19 protein-coding genes are annotated in these 23713 nt (G+C 66.6%); 1 reads left to right on the top strand and 18 read right to left on the bottom strand.

What is annotated here, in order from left to right; genetic code table 11:
* Positions 1–61 precede the first annotated feature (61 nt).
* Positions 62–1588, bottom strand: a complete 1527-nt coding sequence (locus ON44_RS10855; RefSeq protein WP_040688817.1) for a DNA polymerase IV — start codon at positions 1586–1588, stop codon at positions 62–64.
* A gap of 304 nt (positions 1589–1892) precedes the next feature.
* Here ON44_RS10855 and ON44_RS10850 point away from each other — a divergent pair, with 304 nt between their 5' ends.
* Positions 1893–2768, top strand: a complete 876-nt coding sequence (locus ON44_RS10850; protein ID WP_040688664.1) for a UTP--glucose-1-phosphate uridylyltransferase — start codon at positions 1893–1895, stop codon at positions 2766–2768.
* Between the two features lie 139 nt (positions 2769–2907).
* Here the strand turns inward: ON44_RS10850 and ON44_RS10845 are convergent, their stop codons facing one another.
* The 17 genes from ON44_RS10845 to ON44_RS10765 all read right to left on the bottom strand — a co-directional run bounded on the left by ON44_RS10845 (position 2908) and on the right by ON44_RS10765 (position 23677).
* Complete coding sequence (locus tag ON44_RS10845) at positions 2908–3441, bottom strand: NlpC/P60 family protein (RefSeq protein WP_051181870.1); 534 nt, start codon at positions 3439–3441, stop codon at positions 2908–2910.
* A gap of 354 nt (positions 3442–3795) precedes the next feature.
* Positions 3796–6927 carry an isoleucine--tRNA ligase gene (ileS, locus tag ON44_RS10840; protein ID WP_040688814.1) on the bottom strand — a complete coding sequence of 1044 codons (3132 nt, stop codon included), beginning with the start codon at positions 6925–6927 and terminating at the stop codon, positions 3796–3798.
* 294 nt (positions 6928–7221) lie between these two features.
* Positions 7222–7422, bottom strand: a complete 201-nt coding sequence (locus tag ON44_RS53725; protein WP_040688662.1) for a hypothetical protein — start codon at positions 7420–7422, stop codon at positions 7222–7224.
* 87 nt (positions 7423–7509) lie between these two features.
* Positions 7510–8373: a DivIVA-like cell division protein Wag31 gene (gene wag31, locus ON44_RS10830; protein ID WP_040688660.1), complete on the bottom strand. Its 864-nt coding sequence runs from the start codon at positions 8371–8373 to the stop codon at positions 7510–7512.
* A gap of 80 nt (positions 8374–8453) precedes the next feature.
* On the bottom strand, positions 8454–8744 hold the full coding sequence (locus ON44_RS10825) for a YggT family protein (protein ID WP_040688811.1): 291 nt from the start codon (positions 8742–8744) through the stop codon (positions 8454–8456).
* Between the two features lie 89 nt (positions 8745–8833).
* Complete coding sequence (locus ON44_RS10820) at positions 8834–9610, bottom strand: cell division protein SepF (protein WP_040688657.1); 777 nt, start codon at positions 9608–9610, stop codon at positions 8834–8836.
* Positions 9611–9715: 105 nt separating this feature from the next.
* A complete protein-coding gene (locus tag ON44_RS10815; RefSeq protein WP_174415041.1) occupies positions 9716–10465 on the bottom strand; it encodes a YggS family pyridoxal phosphate-dependent enzyme in 750 nt (249 codons plus the stop codon).
* Positions 10462–11157: a peptidoglycan editing factor PgeF gene (gene pgeF, locus ON44_RS10810; RefSeq protein WP_040688654.1), complete on the bottom strand. Its 696-nt coding sequence runs from the start codon at positions 11155–11157 to the stop codon at positions 10462–10464. The genes ON44_RS10815 and pgeF overlap by 4 nt, the downstream gene beginning before the upstream one ends.
* A 211-nt stretch (positions 11158–11368) precedes the next feature.
* Positions 11369–12607: a cell division protein FtsZ gene (gene ftsZ, locus ON44_RS10805; protein WP_040688653.1), complete on the bottom strand. Its 1239-nt coding sequence runs from the start codon at positions 12605–12607 to the stop codon at positions 11369–11371.
* A 321-nt stretch (positions 12608–12928) separates the two neighbouring features.
* Entirely contained in the window at positions 12929–13621 is a 693-nt protein-coding gene (locus ON44_RS10800) for a cell division protein FtsQ/DivIB (protein WP_083897789.1), read from the bottom strand.
* Between the two features lie 6 nt (positions 13622–13627).
* Positions 13628–15067, bottom strand: a complete 1440-nt coding sequence (gene murC, locus ON44_RS10795; RefSeq protein WP_051181882.1) for a UDP-N-acetylmuramate--L-alanine ligase — start codon at positions 15065–15067, stop codon at positions 13628–13630.
* 92 nt (positions 15068–15159) lie between these two features.
* The gene (gene murG / locus ON44_RS10790; protein WP_040688651.1) at positions 15160–16287 is read right to left on the bottom strand and encodes an undecaprenyldiphospho-muramoylpentapeptide beta-N-acetylglucosaminyltransferase; all 1128 of its coding nucleotides are present in this window, start codon (positions 16285–16287) and stop codon (positions 15160–15162) included.
* On the bottom strand, positions 16284–17762 hold the full coding sequence (gene ftsW, locus ON44_RS10785) for a putative lipid II flippase FtsW (RefSeq protein WP_051181869.1): 1479 nt from the start codon (positions 17760–17762) through the stop codon (positions 16284–16286). The genes murG and ftsW overlap by 4 nt, the downstream gene beginning before the upstream one ends.
* Positions 17759–19204 carry a UDP-N-acetylmuramoyl-L-alanine--D-glutamate ligase gene (gene murD / locus ON44_RS10780; RefSeq protein ID WP_040688650.1) on the bottom strand — a complete coding sequence of 482 codons (1446 nt, stop codon included), beginning with the start codon at positions 19202–19204 and terminating at the stop codon, positions 17759–17761. Before murD ends, ftsW begins: the two co-directional genes overlap by 4 nt.
* A 49-nt stretch (positions 19205–19253) precedes the next feature.
* Positions 19254–20330: a phospho-N-acetylmuramoyl-pentapeptide-transferase gene (gene mraY, locus ON44_RS10775; protein ID WP_040688647.1), complete on the bottom strand. Its 1077-nt coding sequence runs from the start codon at positions 20328–20330 to the stop codon at positions 19254–19256.
* Between the two features lie 147 nt (positions 20331–20477).
* Entirely contained in the window at positions 20478–21992 is a 1515-nt protein-coding gene (locus ON44_RS10770) for a UDP-N-acetylmuramoyl-tripeptide--D-alanyl-D-alanine ligase (protein ID WP_040688645.1), read from the bottom strand.
* Positions 21989–23677: a Mur ligase family protein gene (locus ON44_RS10765; protein ID WP_083897796.1), complete on the bottom strand. Its 1689-nt coding sequence runs from the start codon at positions 23675–23677 to the stop codon at positions 21989–21991. The genes ON44_RS10770 and ON44_RS10765 overlap by 4 nt, the downstream gene beginning before the upstream one ends.
* Between the last annotated feature and the right edge of the window lie 36 nt (positions 23678–23713).

Raw genomic sequence — 23713 nt, 5'->3', positions numbered from 1 at the left:
TTCCACCAACGGCAGCCGTCACCCGAATCGGCAACGCTGCACGAATGACCCAGGCTACCTGTCAGCGGAGACTGCCGAGCGGATCTGCCCGGGACAGACTGATGTCGTCGGCGGCAAAGGTACGCGCCGGACCGGGCCCTGTCGAGCTGGTCTCGAACCGAACAGTAACCACCCCGAGCCCGGCGCCTTGCACCCACCCGTGCCCGAATTCGGGGTGCGTGACATCCAGTCCGGGATACCACAACGTCGCGCTCCGCATCGGCGAATCATCCTGAGCTGCACCGACGCTCGGCTGCGTGGTCGCGGGGACCGGGGATGTCGCGGTTACTCCCACCTCGACGCCTACCGCCCCGACCGACGCGCCGAAGCCGAGCTCCATGGCACTGTCCTCAGCCGCGGACGGCCCCGCCTGTGCACCCCAACCATCGGTGTTCGGCGCGTCGCCCTCCCAAACACCGCCGTCCTCGACCGGCGCCTGATCCAACTCCGGAAACAGCGACTCCTGCCGGACCGTCGACAGCCCGCCGTAACCCACTCCGACCAGCCGGATCGGCCCGAGCTCGGCCGGATCAATGGCCGAGCGCTGCGCCGCCGTCGTCAGTGTGGCCAGTTCGGCCGTCGCGTACGGCAGCGTGAACGACCTGGTCACGATGCTCATATCGGATTTCTTCAGCTTCAGCACCACGGTGCGTGCCGCCCGCCCGTCCTTTTCCAGACGACGGTGCGCGGCCGCCGCCATCGTCTCGATCGCCGGGCGCAGCTGGGCCAGCGTGACGATATCGGTCTCATAGGTGTTCTCGGCGCTGATTTGTTTGGCTTCGGCCCGCTCGGCAACCGGCCGGTCGTCGATGCCACGGGCCAGCCGGTGCAGCGCCGCGCCGACGCTGCCGCCGAGAATGGACACCGCCTCCGATTCCGGCAGCGCCGCGAAGGCGCCGACGGTCTCGATACCGAGCGAACGCAAGCGGCTGTCGGCCACCGGACCGATCCCCCACAGCTTGCGCACCGGCAGCCCGGCCAGCAGTTGCTGCTGCTCATCCGGCGAAACCACCCGTACCCCATCGGGTTTGGCCATACCGGAGGCGATCTTGGCCAGTTGCTTACCGGTGCCCGCACCGACCGAGGCGACCAACCCGGTCCGCTCCCGCACCAGCGCACGCAACCCCTCGGAGAATTCGCGCACCTGCTCGACGGTCGCGCCCACCAACTCGGCGGGCTCACCGAACGCCTCGTCGAACGACAGCGTCTCCAGCACCGGGATCCGGCTGCGCAGTGCGTCGAACACCCGCGCACTGACCACGCTGTAGACCGCACCGCGCGGCGGCACCACCACTGCGGTCACCCCGACCAACCGCCGAGCCTGATGCATCGGCATGGCCGAGCGCGCACCGAATACCCGCGCCTCATAGCTCGCCCCCGCGACCACACCGCGCCCACCGGTGCCACCGACCAGCACCGGGCGACCGCGCAGCGTCGGCCGGGTCAATTGTTCGACCGAAGCGAAGAAGGCATCCATATCGATATGCAGCACCCACCGCCGAGCCGTGCGCACAGACGCGGACCCCACCGCACCTCCCCCGGCGGCCACAGCGGTGTTGTCGGTGCTCACGCACCGGAATCTACGCCGCCCCACCGACAGGTCGGCCCACCGCGCAACACCGCGTCAACCTGTGAAGACGACAGGCAACCTGGGTGCCGGATGTACGTCAGCCGAGTAATTTCTGCGAGATTGCTATCGAACTTCGCGGCGCGACGACAGAGCGAGCGCGGCTCTCTGCCCTGCCCAACCACCCGTGACCAGGTCTGATACCAAAATGTTGCCGCCTCGACATGCCCGGGCCAAGCCTGGGGATCGCCGGTTCGGACCCGCTCGGGTATGTGATGATCGGACCATGAAGATCCGTAAGGCCGTGATACCGGCCGCCGGAATCGGCTCCCGGCTGCTCCCGCTGACCAAGGCCATCCCCAAGGAGATGCTGCCGGTCGGCGATAAGCCGGTCATCGAGCACACCGTCCGCGAGCTGGTCGCATCCGGAATCACCGATATCACCATCGTGGTCACTAGCGGAAAGTCCCTGATCCAGGACCATTTCCGCCCCAATCCGGCGCTGGTGGCCCAACTACGCGCCGACGGCAAGGACGCCTACGCCGACGCGGTGGAGGAGGTCGGCGAGCTGTCCCGGCTCGGGCATATCACCTACCTCGATCAGCACGGGCCCTATGGCAACGGCACCCCGGTGCTCAATGCCGCCCGTAATCTCGGCGACGAGCCGATGCTGGTGCTGTGGCCCGACGACGTCTTCGTCGCCGGGGTGCCACGCGCCCAGCAGCTGATCGACGCCTATGAGGCGACCGGCGCGCCCGTGCTCGCGCTGATGCCGATGGATCCGTCCGAATCCCAGCGCTACGGCGTCCCTGTTGTCGCGGACGACCAGGGCAACGGCCTGCTGCGCATCACCGGGCTGCGGGAAAAGCCCAAGCCCGAGGACGCACCGTCGAACTATGCCGCGATCGGCGGCTATGTCGTCACCCCCGGCATCATCTGCGAACTGCGCAGACAGACCGAGCAATGGTACGAACATCGCACCGGCGAGGTTTACCTCACCGATGCGATCAATGTGCACGCCGCCGACAACCCGGTCTTCGGCCAGGTCATCCAGGGCCGCTGGTACGACACCGGCAACCCGGCCGACTATCTGGTCGCGCAATTCGCCTCGGCACTGGCGCATCCGCAGTACGGGCCGCTGCTGCGCCAGCTCGTCGACTGAGCTCGGGTTCGCCTAGGGCATGGGCGACGATCACAACCTCGTCGTCGGCCGGCGCTGGAACACCCGATCCCATCACGCTCCCCATCGTTGCCATCCAAGCGCAACCATGCTGGTCCGGGAGAAACGTGGCCGATCCGGATCAGAAACGACGGATGGTGTAGATGTCGAAGTCGCGGAGTGGATGCAGACCGACCGGAACACCCCAGTCGTGCGCATCCAGGATTTGCCCGGAGCCGGCGTAGATGCCGACATGCGAGGCGTCGTCATTGAGGATTACGACATCACCCAGCGACAGGGCTGGGAACGGCACCACCGCGCCGACCTTGGCCTGCTCGTAGGTGGTACGCGGCAGTTTCACCCCGACCTGACGGAATGCCCACTGGACCAGAGCCGAGCAATCCCAGGCGAATGGGCCGGTGGCGCCCCATTCGTACGGTTTGCCGATCTGGGTGTAGGCCGCGGCAAGTGCGCCGAGTCCGGCGATACTCGGCAGCGGCAGGGCAGCGGAACCGCTGGAACTGCCGGAACTACCGGATGCGGAGCCGGAGCTACCCGAACCGGAGGCGCTTCCGGTATCACCGCGCACCGGTCCGGCCAGGACGAGCGTCATGACGATCGATACCAGAAACCCAACAGCTATCCGCCGCAATGCCTTTTTGTGCCCGGTGGTCATGCGCTCGCCCCTTCCGTCGACCCGATCGACGCGCGGTACCGGCCTCACCATCAGGGAAGGATCCGCACGTCACTGACCTGCGTCGCATCACGTACCCACGGGCGACGCAAGGTATTTCAGGTAGAGCAGTTCAAGCACGAACATTCACTGCCGTCACAGAAGTCGATCTGCGCACCAGCAGCAACATGCCGATTGTGCCGGGCATTGTGCGAGCACGACAAGGAAATCAGCTAATTCTTGGCATGTGATCTGTATCACATGAAAGCCTGGGATACAGACGCGAGTCGGGGCGGGATCTCGAGATCCCGCCCCGACTGCCGTTCCGAACGACCGCGCTCCAGCCGAGCCGCCGCGTCAGACCTTCGCGATCGACACCCGCACGCCACCGACGATTTCGGCGGCATCCGCGCCCGGATCACCGAAAGTCAGCTCGGTGGCGAGGATTTCGCCCGCGATGAGGTCGCGATGGGTCTGCGCCCAGACCTGCTTATCGTCGGGCACCGCGAGCACCACAGTGATGCGATCGGATACGTTCAGCCCCAAGGACTTTCGCGTCTCCTGCAGATCGCGGATCACATCGCGGGCCCAGCCCTCGGCCTCGAGCTCCTCGGTCACCACCGAATCGAGCACGACCAGGCCCGCATTGCCGGGCAGGGCCGCGGTCGACTCCGGTTCGGCCGCGACCAGTCGCTGGGTGTACTCCTCCGGCAGCAGGTCGATGCCCGCCGCGGTGACCACACCGGCGGCGTTCTCGGACCATTCGCCAGCCTTCACCGCCTTGATCACCGTCTGTACATCCTTGCCGAGGCGCGGGCCTGCGGCACGGGCGTTCACGACCAGCTCGAAACGGCCGTGCACGGCGACATCGGTGGTCAGGTCGACCTTCTTGACGTTCACCTCATCGGCGATGATGTCGGCGAACGGCCGCAGCCGCTCGGCATCGGGCGCGGCGATGGTGACCTCGGCCAGCGGCAGGCGCACCCGAAGATTCTGCGCCTTGCGCAGGCTCAGCACCGTCGAGCAGACCACCCGGACCTCGTCCATGGCAGCGACCAGATCCGGATCCTCCGGCAGCTCACCGTCCTTGGGCCAATCAGCCAGATGCACCGACTGCTCGCCGGTCAGCCCGCGCCAGATCACCTCGGAGATCAGCGGCAGCAGCGGCGCGGCCAGCCGGGTGACGACCTCGAGCACCGTATGCAGTGTGTCGACCGCATCCCGGTCCTCCTCCCAGAAGCGCGAACGCGACCGGCGCACATACCAATTGGTGAGGGCATCGGCGAAGGAGCGCAATTCCTCGCAAGCGCCCGCGATGTCGTAGACCTCGAGCGCCTCGGTCATCACATCCTGGGTCGCGGCCAGCTTGGCCAGGATGTAGCGGTCCAGCACATGCGGCGAATCCGTGCGCCACACACCGGTTTTCGAGGCGTACAACTGCAGGAAGGTCCAGGCGTTCCACAGTGGGCGCAGCGCATGGCCGACCCCCTCGCGGATGCCGCGCTCGGTGACGATGAGATTACCGCCGCGCAGGATCGGCGAACTCATCAGGAACCAGCGCATCGCATCGGAGCCGTCCCGGTCGAACACCTCGTTCACATCCGGGTAGTTGCCCTTGGACTTGCTCATCTTCAGCCCGTCGTCACCGAGCACGATGCCGTGCGCGGCAACGGTTTTGAAGGCCGGACTGTCGAACAGCGCGGTCGAGAGCACGTGCAGGTTGTAGAACCAGCCGCGGGTCTGCCCGTTGTACTCGACGATGAAATCGCCCGGGAAGTGGCTGTCGAACCACTCCTTGTTCTCGAACGGATAGTGCACCTGGGCATACGGCATCGAACCCGATTCGAACCAGCAGTCCAGTACCTCCGGCACCCGGCGCATGGTCGACTTCCCGGTCGGATCATCGGGATTCGGCCGGGTCAGCTCATCGATGTTCGGCCGGTGCAGATCAGTCGGGCGCACGCCGAAGTCGCGCTCCAACTCCTCCAGCGAGCCGTACACATCGGTGCGCGGGTATGCCGGATCATCGGAGACCCACACCGGGATCGGGCTGCCCCAGTACCGGTTGCGGCTGATATTCCAGTCCCGCGCACCCTCGAGCCACTTGCCGAACTGTCCGTCACGGATGTGTTCGGGCACCCAGGTGATCTGCTGGTTCAGCTCGACCATCCGGTCGCGGAACTTGGTCACCGCAACGAACCAGGACGGCACCGCCATGTAGATCAGCGGCTGGCCGGAGCGCCAGCTGTGCGGGTAGGAGTGCTCGATCGTCTCGTGCCGCAGCAGCTTTCCGGCCGCCTTGAGGTCCTTGATGATCACCGGATTGGCGTCGAAGACCATCAGGCCCTCGTACGGGGGCACCATCGAGGTGAACTTGCCGCCGGGATCCAGCGGCTGCACGAGTTCGATGCCGTTGGCACCGGCGACGTCCATATCCTCCTCACCGAAGGCCGGTGCGAGGTGCACGATTCCGGTGCCGGAGTCGGTGGTCACGTAGTCGGCGGTCAGCACGCGATGCGCGTTGGGATGACCGACGAAGAAGTCGAACGGCGGTGCGTAGGACAGATCCGCGAGGGCGGCGCCGTCGAACTCACCGAGCACCTCGGGCTCATTGCCGAATTCGCGAGCGTAGTGCGAGACCCGCTCGGCGGCCAGCAGATAGCGCTTGCCGTCGGCGCCGCGCACATGCACGTAGCGCACATCCGGGTGCACCGCGATGGCGAGGTTCGACGGCAGCGTCCACGGCGTGGTGGTCCAGATGAGTGCGTTCGCGCCGTCGAGTTCGTGCAGCGGATGCTCACCCGGCACGCGCAGCACCATATCCACGGTGACGGCCGGATCCTGACGCATCTTGTAGGCGTCGTCGAGCCGACTTTCCTGATTCGACAGCGGGGTCTGCTCGTACCAACTGTAGGGCAGCACCCGGAAGCCCTGGTAGATCAGGCCCTTGTCGTACAGCGACTTGAACGCCCACATCACCGACTCCATGAAGTCGAGATCCAACGTCTTGTAGTCGTTGTCGAAGTCGACCCAACGGGCCTGACGCGTCACATAATTACGCCATTCCCCGGTGTAGCGCAGTACCGATGATTTACAGGCCGCGTTGAATTCCGCGAGCCCCATGGCATCGATCTGTGATTTGTCCGTGATACCGAGCTGCTTTTCCGCTTCGATTTCCGCGGGCAGTCCGTGACAGTCCCAGCCGAAACGTCGATCGACCTGCTTGCCGCGCATGGTCTGGAAACGCGGGACCAGATCCTTGACGTACCCGGTGAGCAGATGTCCATAATGTGGCAATCCGTTGGCAAACGGCGGTCCGTCGTAGAAGACGAACTCCGCCGCACCCGAACGGTTCTCGATGCTGGCGCGGAAGGTGTCGTCGGTCGCCCAGGCGTCGAGTACCCGACGTTCCAGGTCGGGGAAGGATGACCCGCTGCCAGCGCCCAGATCGACGCGCGGGTATGCGCTGCTGGAAGGTTCGTCCGCCATCGCGGATCCGTCTCCTCGTGCCGCCGCGCCGTGGCGCGTATGTGTCAGCACGGGGACGATGACGACGCCGGTTGCGTCGAAACCGCGGTACCACCCCGCTTGTCCGAGCGGCGCGCCGATTCGCGCGACCAACCAGGACCTCTCGTTTCGAGCTGTAACGGGCTCACCCGTTCGGTTCTACTGAGTGCGGCCCGCGCACCGTTCTTCCGAAGACTCCCCGGTGATGGCCGGATCTACGCCGATTACATGTTTGATTCTAACCAGGACGGTCAAACCAGTTTGTCGGGGCCACGATTACCGTTTGGCATGCCGACCAGGTGGCGGCGCGGCATCGCCATCGGAGCTGCGCATAGAAAGCGCGCTCACCAGCAACAGCACAGCGCCCACGATACAGATAAGGATGCACCCCCAGGCCCACAGCACAGACCCAGTGGTCAGCGCGGCCACTAGCAGGGCGAACCCGATCGCCGCAAGGACGAGCGTCAAGACGAGCATATTGACCCCCTAGGCATGCCAGGCGGCTCGGCGTACCTCTAGCTACTCGAACAGCAACTACAGCGGAGATATCTCTCTACTACGAGATTACTTGGCGCCCTTGGCGAACGAGGCGGGAGCGAGATTGTTCGCGGTATTGGCGTCGACGAAGGCCTCGCCGCCGTCCACCGGCACCGCCGAGCCACGGTTCTCCAGCTCCTCGAGCTGGGACTCCAGGTACGACTTCAGCCGCACGCGGTATTCCCGCTCGAAGGTCTTGAGCTGCTCGATCCGGCTCTCCAGCACGCTGCGCTGCTGGGTGATGGTGGCCATGATCTCGGTGTGCTTGCGCTCGGCATCGGCCTGCAGCGCATCGGCCTTCTCTTTGGCCTGCCGTAGCTGGTTGTCCGAACGGGTCTGGGCATCCGACAGCATCGCATCCGACTTCTGCCGCGCATCGGCGATCATCGCCTCCGAGCGGGTTCGCGCATCGCCGACCAGGCGTTCGGAATTGGCCCGCGCATTCGAAAGCAGGTTCTCCGCTTCGAGCTTCGCATCGCTGGTCAGCCGGTCCGCCATCTCCTGGGCGAGGCTGAGAACCTTGGCCGCCTGCAAGTTCGCATCGGCGCTCGGCGCATCCTTGGCTACCGGTGCCGCGACCGGCATCGGAGGCGGCGGCGGGGCCTGCTGCACCGGCGGCTTGATGGGCTCGGGTGGGGGCGGCGGGGCTTGCTGGACCGGTGCTTTCACTGCGGCGGAATTGGCCGGACCGCGATTTTTCTTGGCGTCGGCCAGTTCCGCATCGAGTTCGGCAACCCGCTGGCGCAGGTCAGCGTTCTCCTCGATCAGACGCGACAGCTCCTGCTCCACGAGATCCAAGAAGGCATCTACTTCATCCTCGTTGTAGCCGCGCTTCCCGATCGGCGGTTTGCTGAACGCGACGTTGTGCACATCGGCTGGGGTCAGCGGCATGGAAGGATCCCTTCACGCGTCTTTTGGAGATCTAGCAGATCTAGCAAGCTATCTTCTCGGTTCATTCTGTCACACCAGGGCTACCCGTCGGCGTGGCCGCCCACAAACGTCATCGAGATGAAGACGACGAAAAGCAGGACCATAATCGACAGATCGAGCCGAATTCCTCCCAATGACACCGGTGGTATCAACCGCCTCAGGAGTTTCACCGGAGGATCGGTGATCGTGAAGATCACCTCGAGGATGACGACGACGAAGCCGCTCGGGCGCCAGTCTCTGGCAAAGCTGCGGATGAACTCCACGATCACTCGGCTGATCAACAACAGCCAGAAGATGAACAGTACGAAGTACAGCACCGCAAACAAGGCCACGACCTCACTCTGCCCCAAAATCCGCGTCGCGCAAAATGACCACACCGCCCCATACGCAACGGGTCTAACAGAACCCCCGGATCACAGCGCTATTTCTGGTTGTAGAAGCCGGTTTCCGCGATCCTGCGACGTTCTTCGGCCGAGACATCGACATCGGCCGGTGAGAGCAGGAACACTTTGGTCGCGACCTTGTCGAATGAGCCACGCAGCGCGAAAGCGAGGCCGGCAGCGAAGTCGACCAGCCGCTTTGCGTCGGCATTGCTCAGATCGACCAGGTCCATGATCACCGGGTTGCCCTCGCGGAAGCGCTCACCGATGATGCGGGCCTCGCTGTAGTCGCGCGGGCGCAGCGTCGTGATCTTGGACAAGGGACCTCCGTCCTCGAAGATCCCCGGCCGGCGTGCGGGCGCGGGCTCGGGGCGCACGCGCTCCTCCAGTCGCCGCTCCTCGGCCTCGGGATCGACGGCGAGCGCACCCCTGGTGGCTCCCCGCAGCATCGGCGCGTTACCGCCCGCACGGAATCGGGACGCGCCCGGCGCGGCATCGATCCTGGTGGGACGCGGCCGCGCGTCATAGCGGTCGTCCACATAGGGCTCGTCGACATAATCATCGCGCCGAGACACCGGGTATCCCGCCTTGTACGGCGACTTGTACGCCGGCTCAGGATAATCCGGCTCATCGTCGTAGCGGTCTTCGGCATAGCGGTCCGCGCCGTAACCGGCGCGCTCGGAATAGTCACGGGGCCGGGGACGACGTGAGCCGCGCTCGTCCACACCCCGGGGGGTCGGCTCGGCGACATAGTCGTCTTCGTAATCCTCGAGCGGAACCATGCCGAAGTACGCCTTGAACTTGTGCAGCGTGCTCATTTCATAGACCTTCCTTCGGCCCCGGTGGCGGCCGGGTGTTGAAGTCTTGCTCAGTCCTCTCCAGTCCCAGCATATGTGTCAAATGTGACTGATGAGGTTTCTTTGCTACGCCGAGGTTATCGGTCGAGCGCCCATCAAGGCGGTACCGACACGCACACAGGTAGAACCGTGTTCGATCGCCGATTCCAGATCACTCGACATGCCCGCGGAGAGTTCGGTCGCTTCCGGATGGTCCGCGCGTACCAGCGAGTGCAAATGTGCAAGGCGTGCAAAAGCATCGTCGGGCACGGCGTCGAGCGGGGGAATCGCCATCAAGCCCGCGAGCTGCAGTCCCGGCGCGGTGGCCACCCGATCGGCCAGTGCCGCAAGATCTTCCGGAGCGACACCACCGCGACCCGGATCCTCGTCCAGGCTCACCTGCATCAAGACGCGAACCGGTTCGCCGCGCTCTCCCGCGTCCAAGGCGGCCCGCGCCGCGGTGTCAAGGGCCGTTGCCAGGCGTTCGCTGTCGACCGAGTGCACCGTATGTGCCCAGCGCGCGACGATCCGAGCCTTGTTGCGCTGCAGCCGACCGACCATGTGCCAGCGCACATCCGCGAGGTCGGCCAGTTCGGCGACCTTCGCGGTGGCCTCCTGCTCCCTGGACTCGCCGAATTCCCTGCAACCCAAGCGATGCAGGATGGCGATATCGGTGGCCGGGAAGAACTTCGTCACGGGCAGCAGCCGCACCGAGTCCGGATCACGTCCGGCCGCATGACAAGCCGCGCCGATTCGCTTGTTCAGATCGGCGAGATTCGCCGCGAGTTCGGCGGTCCGGCCGTCCATGGCATCGGCCGCAATGGATTCCGTACTCATGCGTCCGCCTGCATCCAGATGACACCGGCCATGCGCCCGGTCGGTGCGCCGCGGCGATGACTGAACAGCGTCTTGTCCTCGATCGTGCAGCGTGGATCGAGGGCCACCCCGCCGATTCCGGCTTCGGTGAGCTGCCTGCTGATTCCGGCGCGCAGGTCGAGTCCAGGTGTGCCGCGCACGGTGGTTGTCGCACTGCCGGGCAGATGCGCCTCGACATCGGCGCGCATCGCGGCGGGCACCTCGTATTGACGACCCGATGCGGCCGGACCCAGAAAGGCTCCGATCCGCTCGATCCGAGCGCCGGCCGAAACCATTGCGTCCAATACCCGCGGCACGATACCGATGCGCGCACCGATGCGCCCGGCGTGCACGGCCGCGATCACACCTGCTTCGTCATCGGATAGCAGGATCGGTACGCAGTCCGCGGTGAGCACCACCAGTGCCAGCCCAGGCACGGTTGTCACCAGTGCGTCGGTGGCGGGCACCGGCGCGTCCCGTGGCCCATCGATGATTTCGACATTGCGCCCGTGGATCTGCTCCATCCACACGAGCCGATCCGGTGTCAGGCCGATACCCTCGGCCAGCCGGTCCCGGTTCCGCTGAACGGCCGCCGGGTCGTCCCCCACATGATCCCCGAGATTGAACGAATCGTATGGCGGCGCCGAGAAACCGCCCGCTCTGGTGGTCGTCACTCGTCGAACGGTTGATGTCGGCGCTGCTCCCCCGCCTCCCCGGAACTTTCGCCGGTCGTCGAGCGTGTCAACGGCGCCGTCGCGGGCAGACGGCCGTGTGCCTGGCCGAGTGCTGGGCGTCCCCGACGAGTTACCCATGTACGTACGAGATCAGTTGTTGCTTGGGCATACCGCCCAGTGTGCCAGTCCGGCCTTGCGATTTGCTTATGACCTACCGGCGCATGAACGAGGGCACGTCGACATCGTCGTCGTCATCGGAATCCGGCGGCTCGATATGCGAGCGCGTATTGTGCGTTGCCGTCGGCTCGGCCAGCGTGCGCGCCCGCTCGGAGTCCCGGTAGCTGGGCACCGCACCCCGAGTGGAGCTGGTTTGACCTGCGGCGGAGGTGGTTTCGGAACGCGAGGCGGCGGCGATCTCACTGGTCCGGCTGGTCTGGCCGATCTCACCGGCCCGGCCCGAACCGATCGCGCCGCGGCCCGCCTCGAAGGTACGCCTGGCCGGACCGCCGCCGTCGAAACCGGCCGCGATCACCGTGACGCGAACCTCATCGCCGAGCGAATCGTCGATGACGGTACCGAAGATGATATTCGCCTCGATATGCGCGGCCTCCTGCACCAGCGAGGCCGCCTCGTTGATCTCGAACAGGCCCAGATCCGAACCACCCGCGATCGAGAGCAGTACGCCGTGCGCACCATCCATCGATGCCTCGAGCAGTGGCGAATTGATGGCCGATTCAGCGGCCTTGACCGAACGACCCTCGCCGCGCGCCGAGCCGATACCCATCAAAGCGCTTCCCGCGCCGGACATCACGCTCTTCACGTCGGCGAAGTCGACGTTGATCAGACCCGGGGTGGTGATCAGGTCGGTAATGCCCTGCACACCGTTGAGCAGTACCTCATCGGCGGAGCGGAAGGCGTCCATCAGACTGACCGCCGCATCGCCGAGCTGCAACAGCCGATCGTTCGGAATGACGATGAGCGTGTCGCAGGATTCGCGCAGCAGGTTGATGCCCACCTCGGCCTGGTTGCCACGGCGCTTGCCCTCGAAGGAGAACGGCCTGGTGACCACACCGATGGTGAGCGCGCCGAGTTTGCGCGCGATGCTCGCGACGACAGGCGCACCACCGGTACCGGTGCCGCCGCCCTCACCCGCGGTGACGAAGACCATGTCGGCGCCCTTGAGCACCTCTTCGATCTCGTCCTTGTGATCCTCGGCAGCCTTGCGACCGACCTCCGGGTCGGCACCGGCGCCGAGACCGCGCGTGAGCTCACGGCCGACGTCGAGTTTGACGTCGGCATCGCTCATCAGCAGCGCCTGCGCGTCGGTGTTGACCGCGATGAACTCGACTCCCTTGAGTCCCTGTTCGATCATCCGGTTGACGGCATTCACGCCGCCGCCGCCGATACCGACGACCTTGATCACAGCAAGGTAGTTGTGCGGGGGCGTCATGGGCTCTCGCCTTCCTTCGATCTAAAGTCTGTCGTTTTCGAATTCTCGACATTCGGCCTGTGGCTGGTCCGGGCAAACTCTAAACCTCAACCACAGGGTTAGCGTTATGTCAAGTATCCGACTGCTGCGGAACGCTATTCGCAGCCGCCGCGATAGGCGCGCAGGCGCGCCGAAACGACTGACAGAATCTTGCGATCCCTCTCGTCTCGCCGCGCAACACGTCGTATCGTGAACGGTTGCCCCCGAACCCCCGGTCTCGCTGGGCTGTTCCCACTGCGGTCACAGTTCCATCGAAAAACCCCTGGGCACAATGGGTATCGATCACTTTACCGTGACCAGATTCGGACTCGAAACATCGAACACCGTTCCATCGCGGGTCAACAGCGGCATCACCACGGCCGCCTTGCGTTCCGCGTCGTTAGTTCCTCCCCACACTACCGTGCGGCCGTCGCGCAGGTTCAGCGAAATATCCGAAATCGACCGCGCGACAACCTCGTCCACTTGCACGACCAGCGCCGCGGGCAGTATCGACAGAACCGAGGCCGCGGCCCGGGTGACCGGATCGTCGCCGCTGGGATGTTCGGTGGTGAGCTTCGGAACGCCGATGGGGGCCTCTTCGATCGCGAACTCCACACCCTCCGCATCAAGCAGATGCGCGCCTTGCGGACTGTCCCAGAACAGTACTGGCGTGCGCTCCACCACCGTCACCTTGACGGTGGACGGAAATACGCGTTGCACCCGTGCAGTGCGGACTTTCGGAATGCCGGCCACCCGCCTGGCCATCGCATCGGTGTCGATGCGCAACATCGAGCGGCCGGACGGGATCTCGAGTTTGTCGCGCACCTGCTCCTCGGGCACCGCGACCAAACCGTCGATCTCGACCGTGCTCGCCGAGAGCACCGGGGTGAACCAGGCCAGTACAACGACCACGGTAAGGACGCACACGCCGAGCAAACTCCACAGGCGCAGGCGACCCCGGTGTGCCCGGTCGAACCAGTCACCCGCGGTTCGCATCGCGGGTCACCGCCCGTATTGCGGACGAGCTCGCAGCCCATCGAGAATCTGGCTGCCGAGCATCGTCACATCGCCCGCACCCATGGTGATCACCACATCGCCGGGCAGTGCCAGACCCGCGACCTGACGACCGACCCGCGACATATCCGGCTGGTAGTGCACGGGTTTCGTGACGGCTTGTGCGACGAGTGCGCCGTTGACGCCGGGCAGCGGCTTCTCCCGCGCACCGTAGACATCGAGCACGACGACCTCGTCGGCAAGGCTCAACGCCGCGCCGAAATCCTGGGCGAAGGTGGCGGTGCGGCTGTAGAGGTGCGGTTGGAACACCACGATGACCCGGCCCTGTCGGGAGCGCGCACCGTCGCGAGCCTCCTGCTGCACCAGCTCCACGGCCGCGCCGAGTACCGCGCGCACCTCGGTCGGGTGGTGGGCGTAATCGTCGAAGACGCGCACCCCGTTTTCCCGGCCCACGAACTGGAACCGGCGATGCACACCGCCGAAACCCTCCAGCCCCTGGATGATTTCGTCCACATCCGCACCGGCGGCTCGTGCGGCGAGCAGCGCGGCCAGCGCGTTGAGCGCCATATGCCGGCCGGGCACCGCGAGTCGCAGGGTGCGCGGCGCGGCCTCATCGGCGAGCTGGAACTGGGCCAGCCCGCCGACATCGCGCGGCTCCCAACTGTGCAGCCGCACACCCACTGGCACCGGCGCGTCGGACAGGTCGCCCGACCCGTAGCCGAGCACCCGAACGTTCTTCTCCGCCAATCGCGCACCGACCCGCTCGGCCAGACCCCGCGAACCGAGATCGTCCAGACACACCACCAGCAGCCCACCGGGGCCGAGACGGTCGGCGAAATCGTCGAAGACCTGGACATAGGCCTCATCGGAACCGAAGAAGTCCAGGTGATCGGATTCGATATTGGTGACCACGGCGACATCCGGGTCGTATTGCAGCAGCGAGCCGTCGCTCTCGTCGGCCTCGGCGACGAAGATCTCGCCGGTGCCGTGGTGGGCATTGGTGCCCGCCTCGTTGAGTTCACCGCCGACCGCGAAGGACGGATCGAATCCGCAGTGCTGCAACGACACGATCAGCATGGAGGTGGTCGAGGTCTTGCCGTGCGTGCCCGAGACCAGCAGCGTGCGATGTCCCTGCATCAGCGAGGCGAGCACGGCGGGTCGCAACAGCACCGGAATATCGCGCCGATTCGCCTCGACCAGTTCGGGATTGGTCTTCGGTATGGCCGCATAGGTGGTGACCACAGCGGTCGGGCCGCCTGGCAGCAGATCGAGGGCGCTGGCATCGTGACCGATGCGCACCTGCGCGCCCCGGGCCCGCAACGCGAGCACACCGCGACTCTCCTTGGCATCCGAGCCGGAGACCGAGCCACCGCGCGAGAGCAGGATGCGGGCGATGCCGGACATGCCCGCCCCTCCGATCCCGACCATATGCACACGCGCCAATTCGGGCGGCAGGGCCGAGCGCGCCTCGTCGGCGCCGGATTCGACCGCCCCGGATTCGGTGGCATCGGCTCCCGTGGTCACCGGCCGCTCACCTCGACGACAATGCGCGCCAGCTCGTCGGCGGCGTCGCGGTGTCCGGCGCCTGCGGCGGACAGGCTCATTTCGATCAGCCGTGTGTGGTCGGTCAGCAGCGGTATCACCTCGTCGATCACATATTTCGGGGTCAGCTCGGCATCGGGGACGATTCTGCCACCTCCCTGGCGGACGATCGGCCTGGCATTGAGTTCCTGCTCACCGTTGCCGTGCGGCAGCGGTACATAGAACGCGGGCAGACCGACCGCCGACACCTCGGCGACGGTCATCGCGCCGGAGCGGCAGACGACCGCGTCGGCGGCGGCATAGGCCAGGTCCATTCGGGAAAGATACGGCACCGCGATATACCGCGCCCCACCCTCATCCGATTCCGCGACCTCGAGGGTGTTCTTGGGGCCGTGCGCGTGCAGCACCGAGACGCCCGCCGCGGCCAGCTGTGGCGCCGCGCCGGATATCGCCTTGTTCAACGAGACCGCACCCTGCGAGCCACCGAAGACGAGCAGGACCGGTCCCTCGGCGGGCAGGCCGAAATGAGCACGGGCCTCGGCCTGCAATGCGGCCCGATCCAGCGAGGTGATGGACCCGCGCACCGGAATGCCGATGACCTCGGCCTTGGCCAGACCCGAACCGGGGACGGCGGCAAGCACTCTGGCCGCGCGCCTGGCACCGACCTTATTGGCGATACCTGCCTTGGCATTCGCCTCGTGCACCACCACCGGCACCGCGCGCCTGCGGCCGAACAAGCCACGGCCCGCGGCGAGATAGGCGGGCAGTGCGACATAGCCGCCGAAGCCGACGATCACATCGGCCTCGACCGCATCGATGACCGCCCTGGTCTTGGCCACCGAGGCGCGGACACGACCGGGCAGCCGCAGCAGATCCGCGCTCGGCTTGCGCGGCAACGGCACCGGCGGGATCAACTCCAGCGGATAGCCGCGCTCGGGCACCAGTTTGGTCTCGAGTCCGCGTTCGGTGCCGAGTGCGGTGACCCGGATCGAATCGTCGAGTCGTCGCAGCGCGTCGGCGACGGCCAGCGCGGGCTCGATATGTCCCGCGGTACCACCGCCCGCGACGATCACCGACAGTGGTTTGCGGGGTCGCTCCGCACTCACCTGGATCTTCCCCGATCTCTCGCATGGTTTATCGGATAGCTCGGCTCCCATGCCCTGGTCGCCCGCAGCGAACTCGTTCCTCGGCTCTCGGGCACGCGCCGCCGACCGGATTCGGACTGGCCGCGCCGCCCCTGCGGCAGTGCGGCCCGCGCGCGGTCGGCCTTGGCCCGTTCGGCACGTGCCCGCTGTTCGGCCGCCTTGGCCTTGGCCGCGGCCGAGCGCGCACGTGCCGCATCCGCCTTCGCCGGTGAGTACACCTCCGGCTTGGGCAGTCGCAGCAGTCGGCTGAATCTGCCGTCCTGTCCGGCCTGCAGCGCCGAAATGGCCTCGGGCTCATGCCTGGCCGCATTGGCGATGATGCCGAACATGAACAGGGTGATCGCCAGCGACGAACCGCCCGCCGAAACCAGCGGCAGCTGCAGACCGGTCACCGGGAGCAGGTTGACCACGTAGCCGATGTTGATCAGCGCCTGGCCGGTGATCCAGGTCGTCGCGGTCGCGGTGAGCAGCCGCAGGAAAGGATCGACCGAACGGCTCGCGATGCGCAGGCCGGTGTAGACGAACAGTGCGAACAGGCCCAGAACCAGTGCGCAGCCGAGGAATCCGAGTTCCTCGCCGATGATGGCGAAGATGAAGTCGTTGTGCGCGTTCGGCAGGTACTGCCACTTGGCGCGGCTCTGGCCGAGGCCGCGCCCCCAGATCCCGCCGTCGGCAAGCGAGTACAGCGCCTGGCGCGCTTGGTAATTGATGCCCTGCGGATCGTCGCCCGGATTGAAGAAGGCGCGCATCCGGTCCGAGCGATAACCAGCCGACAGCGCGAGTATGCCCGCGGCGATCATGCCCGAAATCGCGATGGTGACGAACAGCCGCACCGGCAACCCGCCGAACCACAGCAGTGCGGCGAGCACGATGCCCAGCGCGATGGTGGTCGACAGATTCGGCTCCAGCACGACGAGCAGACACACCAGCAGACCGGCAGGCACCAGCGGCACCAGAATGTCCTTCAAGCCGGCCTGTTCCGAGCGGCGCGAGGCGAGCAGATGCGCACCCCACACCACCAGCGTCACCTTCACGATCTCCGATGGCTGCACCGAGATCGGCCCGAGGAAGAACCAGCGCCGCGCACCCTGCACCTCGGAGCCGATGCCGGGAATCAGCACCAGCAACAGCGCCAGCACCGAGATCGCGAACAGCGGAAACGACCATTGCCGCAGTCGGCGCAACGAAATCCGCAGTGCCAGATAGAACAGCACCGCGCCGATCGCGGCGAACATGGCCTGCTGGATGAACAGCGAATACGCCGACCCGCCGTCGACATACGCCTCGACGCTCGACGCCGACAACACCATGACCAGACCGAGCACCGTCAGCAGTGTCGCGATCGTGACAACGAGATGGAACGACGCGAGCGGGCGCGCCAGCCAGGCGCCGAATTTGGTGGCCGCCAGCCGATTCCGCCGGGTCGTCTCGGTCATAGATGCCGCCCGATGTCACCGTCTTCCAGCGCGGCCACCGCCGCGGCGAAACTGCGCCCGCGGTGGGTGTAGTCGGCGAACATATCCAAGGAGGCCGCGGCCGGAGCCAGCAGTACGGCGTCCCCGGGACGGGCGAGCCCGGCCGCGGCGCGCACGGCCTGCACCATCACGGCGTCGGCGCTCGCAGCCCCATCTATCCCAGCGTCACCCATTCCTGCATGGTCTCCCGCGCGCACCTCGACAACCGGGACCTCGGGCGCGTGTCGCGCCAATGCGGCCGCGATCACCGGCGCGTCGGCCCCGATCAGCACGGCGGCGACGAGGCGATCGGCGATCTCCTCGACCAGATCCTCGACCGACGCGCCCTTCAGCTGCCCACCCGCGATCCAGACCACCTGCGGGTGACCGAGAATCGATGAGCGGGCGGCATGCGGGTTGGTGGCCTTGGAGTCATCGATGAATTCGACACCGGCCACCTCGCGCACGAAGGCGGACCGGTGCGGACCGACCTTGTGCTCGATGAGACCTTCCCGCACGAATTGCGGTGCCACATCGATGGCCCTGGTCAGCGCGGCGGCGGCGAGTGCGTCGGCGACACCGGCGGGTCCCTTGGGGCTGATATCGCCGACCTCGGCCAGGATGGCGGCCTTGGTGAAGGCGCGGTCGAGCAGTTTGCCGTCCACGACACCGAGTTCGCCGTCGGCGGGTACGCCGATCCGGAACCCGACCGTCCGGCGCGCCTTACTGCGCCGGGCCAGCGAGGCGGCCACCGGATCGTCGAGACCGACCACACCGACGCGGCCGTAGAGCGCCCTGGACTTGGCGGCGGCGTAGGCATCGAGGCCGCCGTGCCAATCGAGGTGATCCTCAGCCACATTCAGCACCACACCGGCCTCGGGCCGCACCGAAGGCGCCCAATGCAATTGGAACGAGGACAGCTCGACCGCCAGCACCTGCGGACCGGGATTGCGGCGCAGCGCATCCAGGATCGGCAGTCCGATATTGCCGCAGGCGACACTGGCGATACCGGCCGCGCGCAGAATCGAATGCACCATCGAGGTGGTGGTGGTCTTGCCGTTGGTACCGGTCACCACCAGCCATTTGCGGACCGGACCGTAGATCCTGGCCTGATCGACCCACCAGGCGAATTCGACATCGCCCCAGACCGGGGTGCCCTCGGTCACCGCGGCGGCGAGCACCGGCGAATCCGGCCGCCAGCCCGGGCTGGTGATGACCAGCGCGAAGCGGCTCCAGTCCGCGGTTTCCAGTTCGGTACAGGTCGCGATGTCCAGACCGAGCCCGGCCGCTTCGGCCAATGCGGCGGCACCGCCGTCGGTGACCACCGGACGCGCGCCGATATCGCGCAGCGGTTCGATCAACGAGCGACCCGAGACACCCCATCCGGCCACCAGAACATCACGGCCACGCAGGAATTCGAGCATGGGCCCAGGTGTTCGCAGGGCCCGCGGAGAATGTTCGACCATCGCTACTTCACCCGACCGCTGAGAGATATTCGCTGTAGAACAGGCCGAGTCCGACCGCCGACGCCATCGCCGCCAACAGCCAGAACCGAATGATCACCGTAGTCTCGGCCCACTTGCTGAGTTCGAAGTGATGATGGAACGGCGCCATCTTGAATAGCCGATTGCGGGTTGTGCGGTACACCGCGACCTGCAGCACCACGGAGGCGGTTTCCGCGACGAACAGCGCACCGATCACGACCATCAGCAGTTCGGTGCGGGTCGTGATGGACAGGCCGGCGAGCATGCCGCCCAGCGCCAGCGAACCGGTATCGCCCATGAAGATCTTGGCGGGCGCGGCATTCCACCACAGGAAGCCGACACATGCGGCGGCAGCCGAAGCGCAGACCAGCGCAAGGTCCAGCGGATCGCGCACGTTGTAGCAGCCCGCCTCCGGGATCGTCGCGCAGGCATTGCGGTACTGCCAGAACGTGATGATCACGTAGGCGCCGAGCACGAGGCTCATCGAACCGGCGGCCAGACCGTCCAGGCCGTCGGTCAGGTTCACCGCGTTCGACCAGGCCACGACCAGCAGACAGACCCAGCACAGGAAGATGATCACGCCCATCGACACCGTGGTGATATCGCGGACATAGGACAGATGCTTACTCGCCGGAGTCAACCCGTTGCCGCCGCGGAACTGCAAGGCGAGGATGCCGAACAGGACCGCGGCGCTGATCTGACCGATGTACTTGCCCGCGGCCGACAAACCGAGATTGCGCTGCTTGCGCAGCTTGATGAAGTCGTCGAGGAAGCCGACCACACCGAGTGCGGTGGTCAGCCCGAGCACCAGAATGCCCGAGGCGGAGGGGCCGTCGGCGTCGTAGCCGATGCCGATCAGATGTGAGCCGAGGTAGCCGGCCCACATGCCGACCAGGATGGCCACACCACCCATGGTCGGGGTGCCGCGCTTGGCCTGATGACTGGCCGGACCGTCGACCCGGATCTCCTGCCCGAAGCCCTGCCTCGCGAAAATGCGTATCAACAGCGGCGTCAGCAGGATGGAGACCGCAAGCGCGATACCAGCCGCGAACAAAATCTGCCTCACGACTCCGCCTCGCTGACGCTCGGCTCCGTCGTTCGGCAGGAAGCCGCTGTGTTCATGGTTCGCTCGCTTCGCTCACTCACGACTCCGCCTCGCTGACGCTCGGCTCCGTCGTTCGGCAGGAAGCCGCTGTGTTCATGGTTCGCTCGCTCACGCCTCGCGCCTCCGTGCTACCCGACTGATTCCCGCACGTTCCGCGCTGGTCAAATGTTCGGCGACCGCCCACAGTCCGACCGCCTTGGACGCCTTGACCAGCACCACATCGCCCGGCTCGACCTCCTTGTCGAGCAGCGCGATGGCCGCGCCGATATCGGGCACGAGAATCGACTCCTCGCCCCACGAGCCTTCCATTACCGCGCCCTGGTGCATCGCGTGGGATGGCCTTCCGGTGCCGACCACGATCAACCGGGAGACATCCAGACGCACCGCGAGGCGCCCGATCCGGTCGTGTTCGATGACGGATTCCTCGCCGAGTTCACCCATTTCGCCGAGTACGGCCCAGCTGCGGCGCGGAGTGTCGCCCGCACGCGACATGGTCACCAACGCCTTGAGCGCGGCGCGCACGGAATCCGGATTGGCGTTGTAGGAGTCGTTGACGACGGTGATGCCGTCGGCGGTGGTCCGCACATCCATGCGGCGGGCCGATGCGGCATGCGCGCCACCGAGTGCCTGCGCGACGGCGTCGAGGTCGGCACCGCATTCGAGTGCGACGGCGGCGGCGGACAGCGCATTGCCGACCTGGTGCTCGCCGTGCACGGCGAGCCGCACCGGGATGCTGCCTTTACTTGTGTGCAGTGTGAAGCCCGCGCGTGCCTCGGCATCGAGATGTACATCGGTGGCGCGGATTTCGGCATTGCCCGCCTGACCGACCGTCACCACGCGCGCCTGCGTGCGTGCGGCCATCGCGGCCACCTGCGGATCGTCGGCATTGAGTACGGCCAAGCCCGTCGACGGCAGTGCCTCGACGAGTTCGCCCTTGGTCTGCGCGATCGCCTCGCGACTGCCGAACTCACCGAGATGGGCGGTGCCGACATTGAGCACGACACCGATCTTCGGCGGCGCGACCTGTGCGAGCGCGGCGATATGGCCGGGACCGCGCGCAGACAGTTCCAGTACCAGGAAGCGGGTGTCGGCATCGGCGCGCAGTGCGGTCCACGGATGGCCGAGTTCGTTGTTGAACGATCCGGGCGGTGCGACGACCGGCCCCAGCGGCGTGAGCACGGCCGCGAGCAGATCCTTGGTCGAGGTCTTGCCCGAGGAGCCGGTCACCCCGATCACGGTGAGTCCGCCTGCCGCGGAAAGACGTTCGACACTCACCCGGGCGAGCGTAGCGAGCGCGACCAGCACCGCAGCTCCCGACCCGTCCGAATCACCGGCCAGCGCAACGGATTTCGCGGGCACGATACCCGGACTCGGCGTCACCACGATCGCGGGCACGCCGACCGGGCGGGCCGCGAGCACCGCGACCGCACCGGCGTCGACGGCGGCCTTCGCATAGTCGTGGCCGTCGGCGTGCTCGCCGGGCAGGGCCAGGAAAAGATCCCCGGAACCGATTCGGCGCGAATCGAATTCGACCGAACCCGTTACCGTCACCTCCGGGTCTGGGGCGTCGTGCAGCGTGCCGCCGACGACCTCCGCGATCTCCCGCAGTGTCATCTCGATCATGAAACCGTCATGTCCTCCGCGTCCGACCCCTGCGGACTCTGCTCAGTATTGGATCGGCCGCGCTCGCGGGACCCTACGTGGTCACGCTTCGCTACCGCCTCCGGGCCCGTCGCTCCCGCGGCGGTGTTGTCGTCCTGCGGGCCCCGCCCCCGTCGCTCCAACGCCGCCGCGAGCACCTCGCGGTCGTCGAACGGATGCTTCACACCCTGGATCTCCTGCCCTGCCTCATGTCCTTTACCTGCCACCAGCACCACGTCACCGGGACGGGCCCAGTCGACGGCGGCGGCGATGGCCGCGGCCCGGTCCCCGATTTCGCGTACTTCACCGCGTTCGACCTCCGGGACCGCCAGCGCGCCTCGGCGCAGCGCGGCGCGGATCGCGGCCGGATCCTCGCTGCGCGGATTGTCGTCGGTGATGATCAGCAGATCGGCGCCGCGCGCACCGGCCGCACCCATCAGCGGGCGCTTACCCGCATCCCGGTCCCCGCCCGCGCCGACGACCACGGCCAGCCGACCACCGGTATCGCCTGCAGTATCGGATTCGTGGCGCCCTCCGTGGCCACGCTCCGCTACCTCCTCCGGGCGCGTCGCTCCGGCCGCCAGATGACCCCGCAGCGTGGCGATCACCGACTCCACCGCCGCGGGCTTGTGCGCGTAGTCGACGATCGCAAGGAAGTCCTGTCCGCGCTCGACCCGCTGCATCCGGCCCGGCACATCGACGGTGGCCAGTGCGGGCGCGGCGACGGTGGGCTCCACTCCTGCGGCGGTGCACACCGCGACCGCGAGCAGTCCGTTGGCGACGTTGTAGCGGCCCGGAAGCCGCAGGCGCACATCGACATTCGCACCCGGTCCGGCAGCGGTGAATTCCTGCTCACCGCCGTGCGCCGATACCTCGCCAGTGAGCTGCCACGTGCCGGAGCCGGTGGTGGATACGGTGATCGGATCCGTGAGATCAACGGCGAGGCGCTGTCCCCATGCATCATCGACGCAGATGACCGACGTGCGTGCGGCGACCGGCGACTCCGGTTCGAAAAGCCTGCGCTTGGCGGCGAAGTAATCCTCGAAGTCGGCGTGGAAGTCCAGGTGGTCCTGGGAGAGATTGGTGAACGCACCCACCGCGAAGCGCACACCGTCCACCCGGCCCAGCGCCAGCGCGTGGCTGGAAACCTCCATTACGACCGCATCCACACCCTGCTCGACCATCAGCGCGAACATGGCGTGCAGCTGCGGCGCCTCGGGCGTGGTCAATGCGCTCGGCACCCGACGACCGCCGATCCTGGTCTCGATGGTGCCGATCAGCGCCGTGGACAGGCCGCCGGCGGCCAGCCCGGCCTCCACCAGATACGCAGTGGTCGTCTTGCCCGAGGTGCCGGTAATGCCGACGATGCGCAGCCGCTCCGACGGATTGCCGTAGAGCGCGCCCGAAAGCTCGCCGAGCACCGACCTGGGTTGCTCGCGCACCAGCACCGGCACACCGAGCTCACCGGCCAGTTCGGCGCCCGCGGGGTCGGTGAAAACCGCGACCGCGCCCCGTTCGACGGCATCGCGCGCGAAACGGGCGCCATGCGCCTGCGCGCCCGGCAGTGCGGCGAACAGATCACCCGGCTGTACCGCATGCGAGCGCTGCTCGATGCCGGTGACCTGGATCTGCGCGAGGTCGGCTCGCGAGGAGCCGGCCCCGGTCATGGCCAGTACGGTGGACAACGACGTCGACCGCGAATG

The organism is Nocardia vinacea NBRC 16497 (genome assembly GCF_000308835.1).
GTDB classification, from domain to species: Bacteria; Actinomycetota; Actinomycetes; order Mycobacteriales; family Mycobacteriaceae; genus Nocardia; species Nocardia vinacea.
This window is presented reverse-complemented; position numbering and strand designations above follow the sequence as displayed.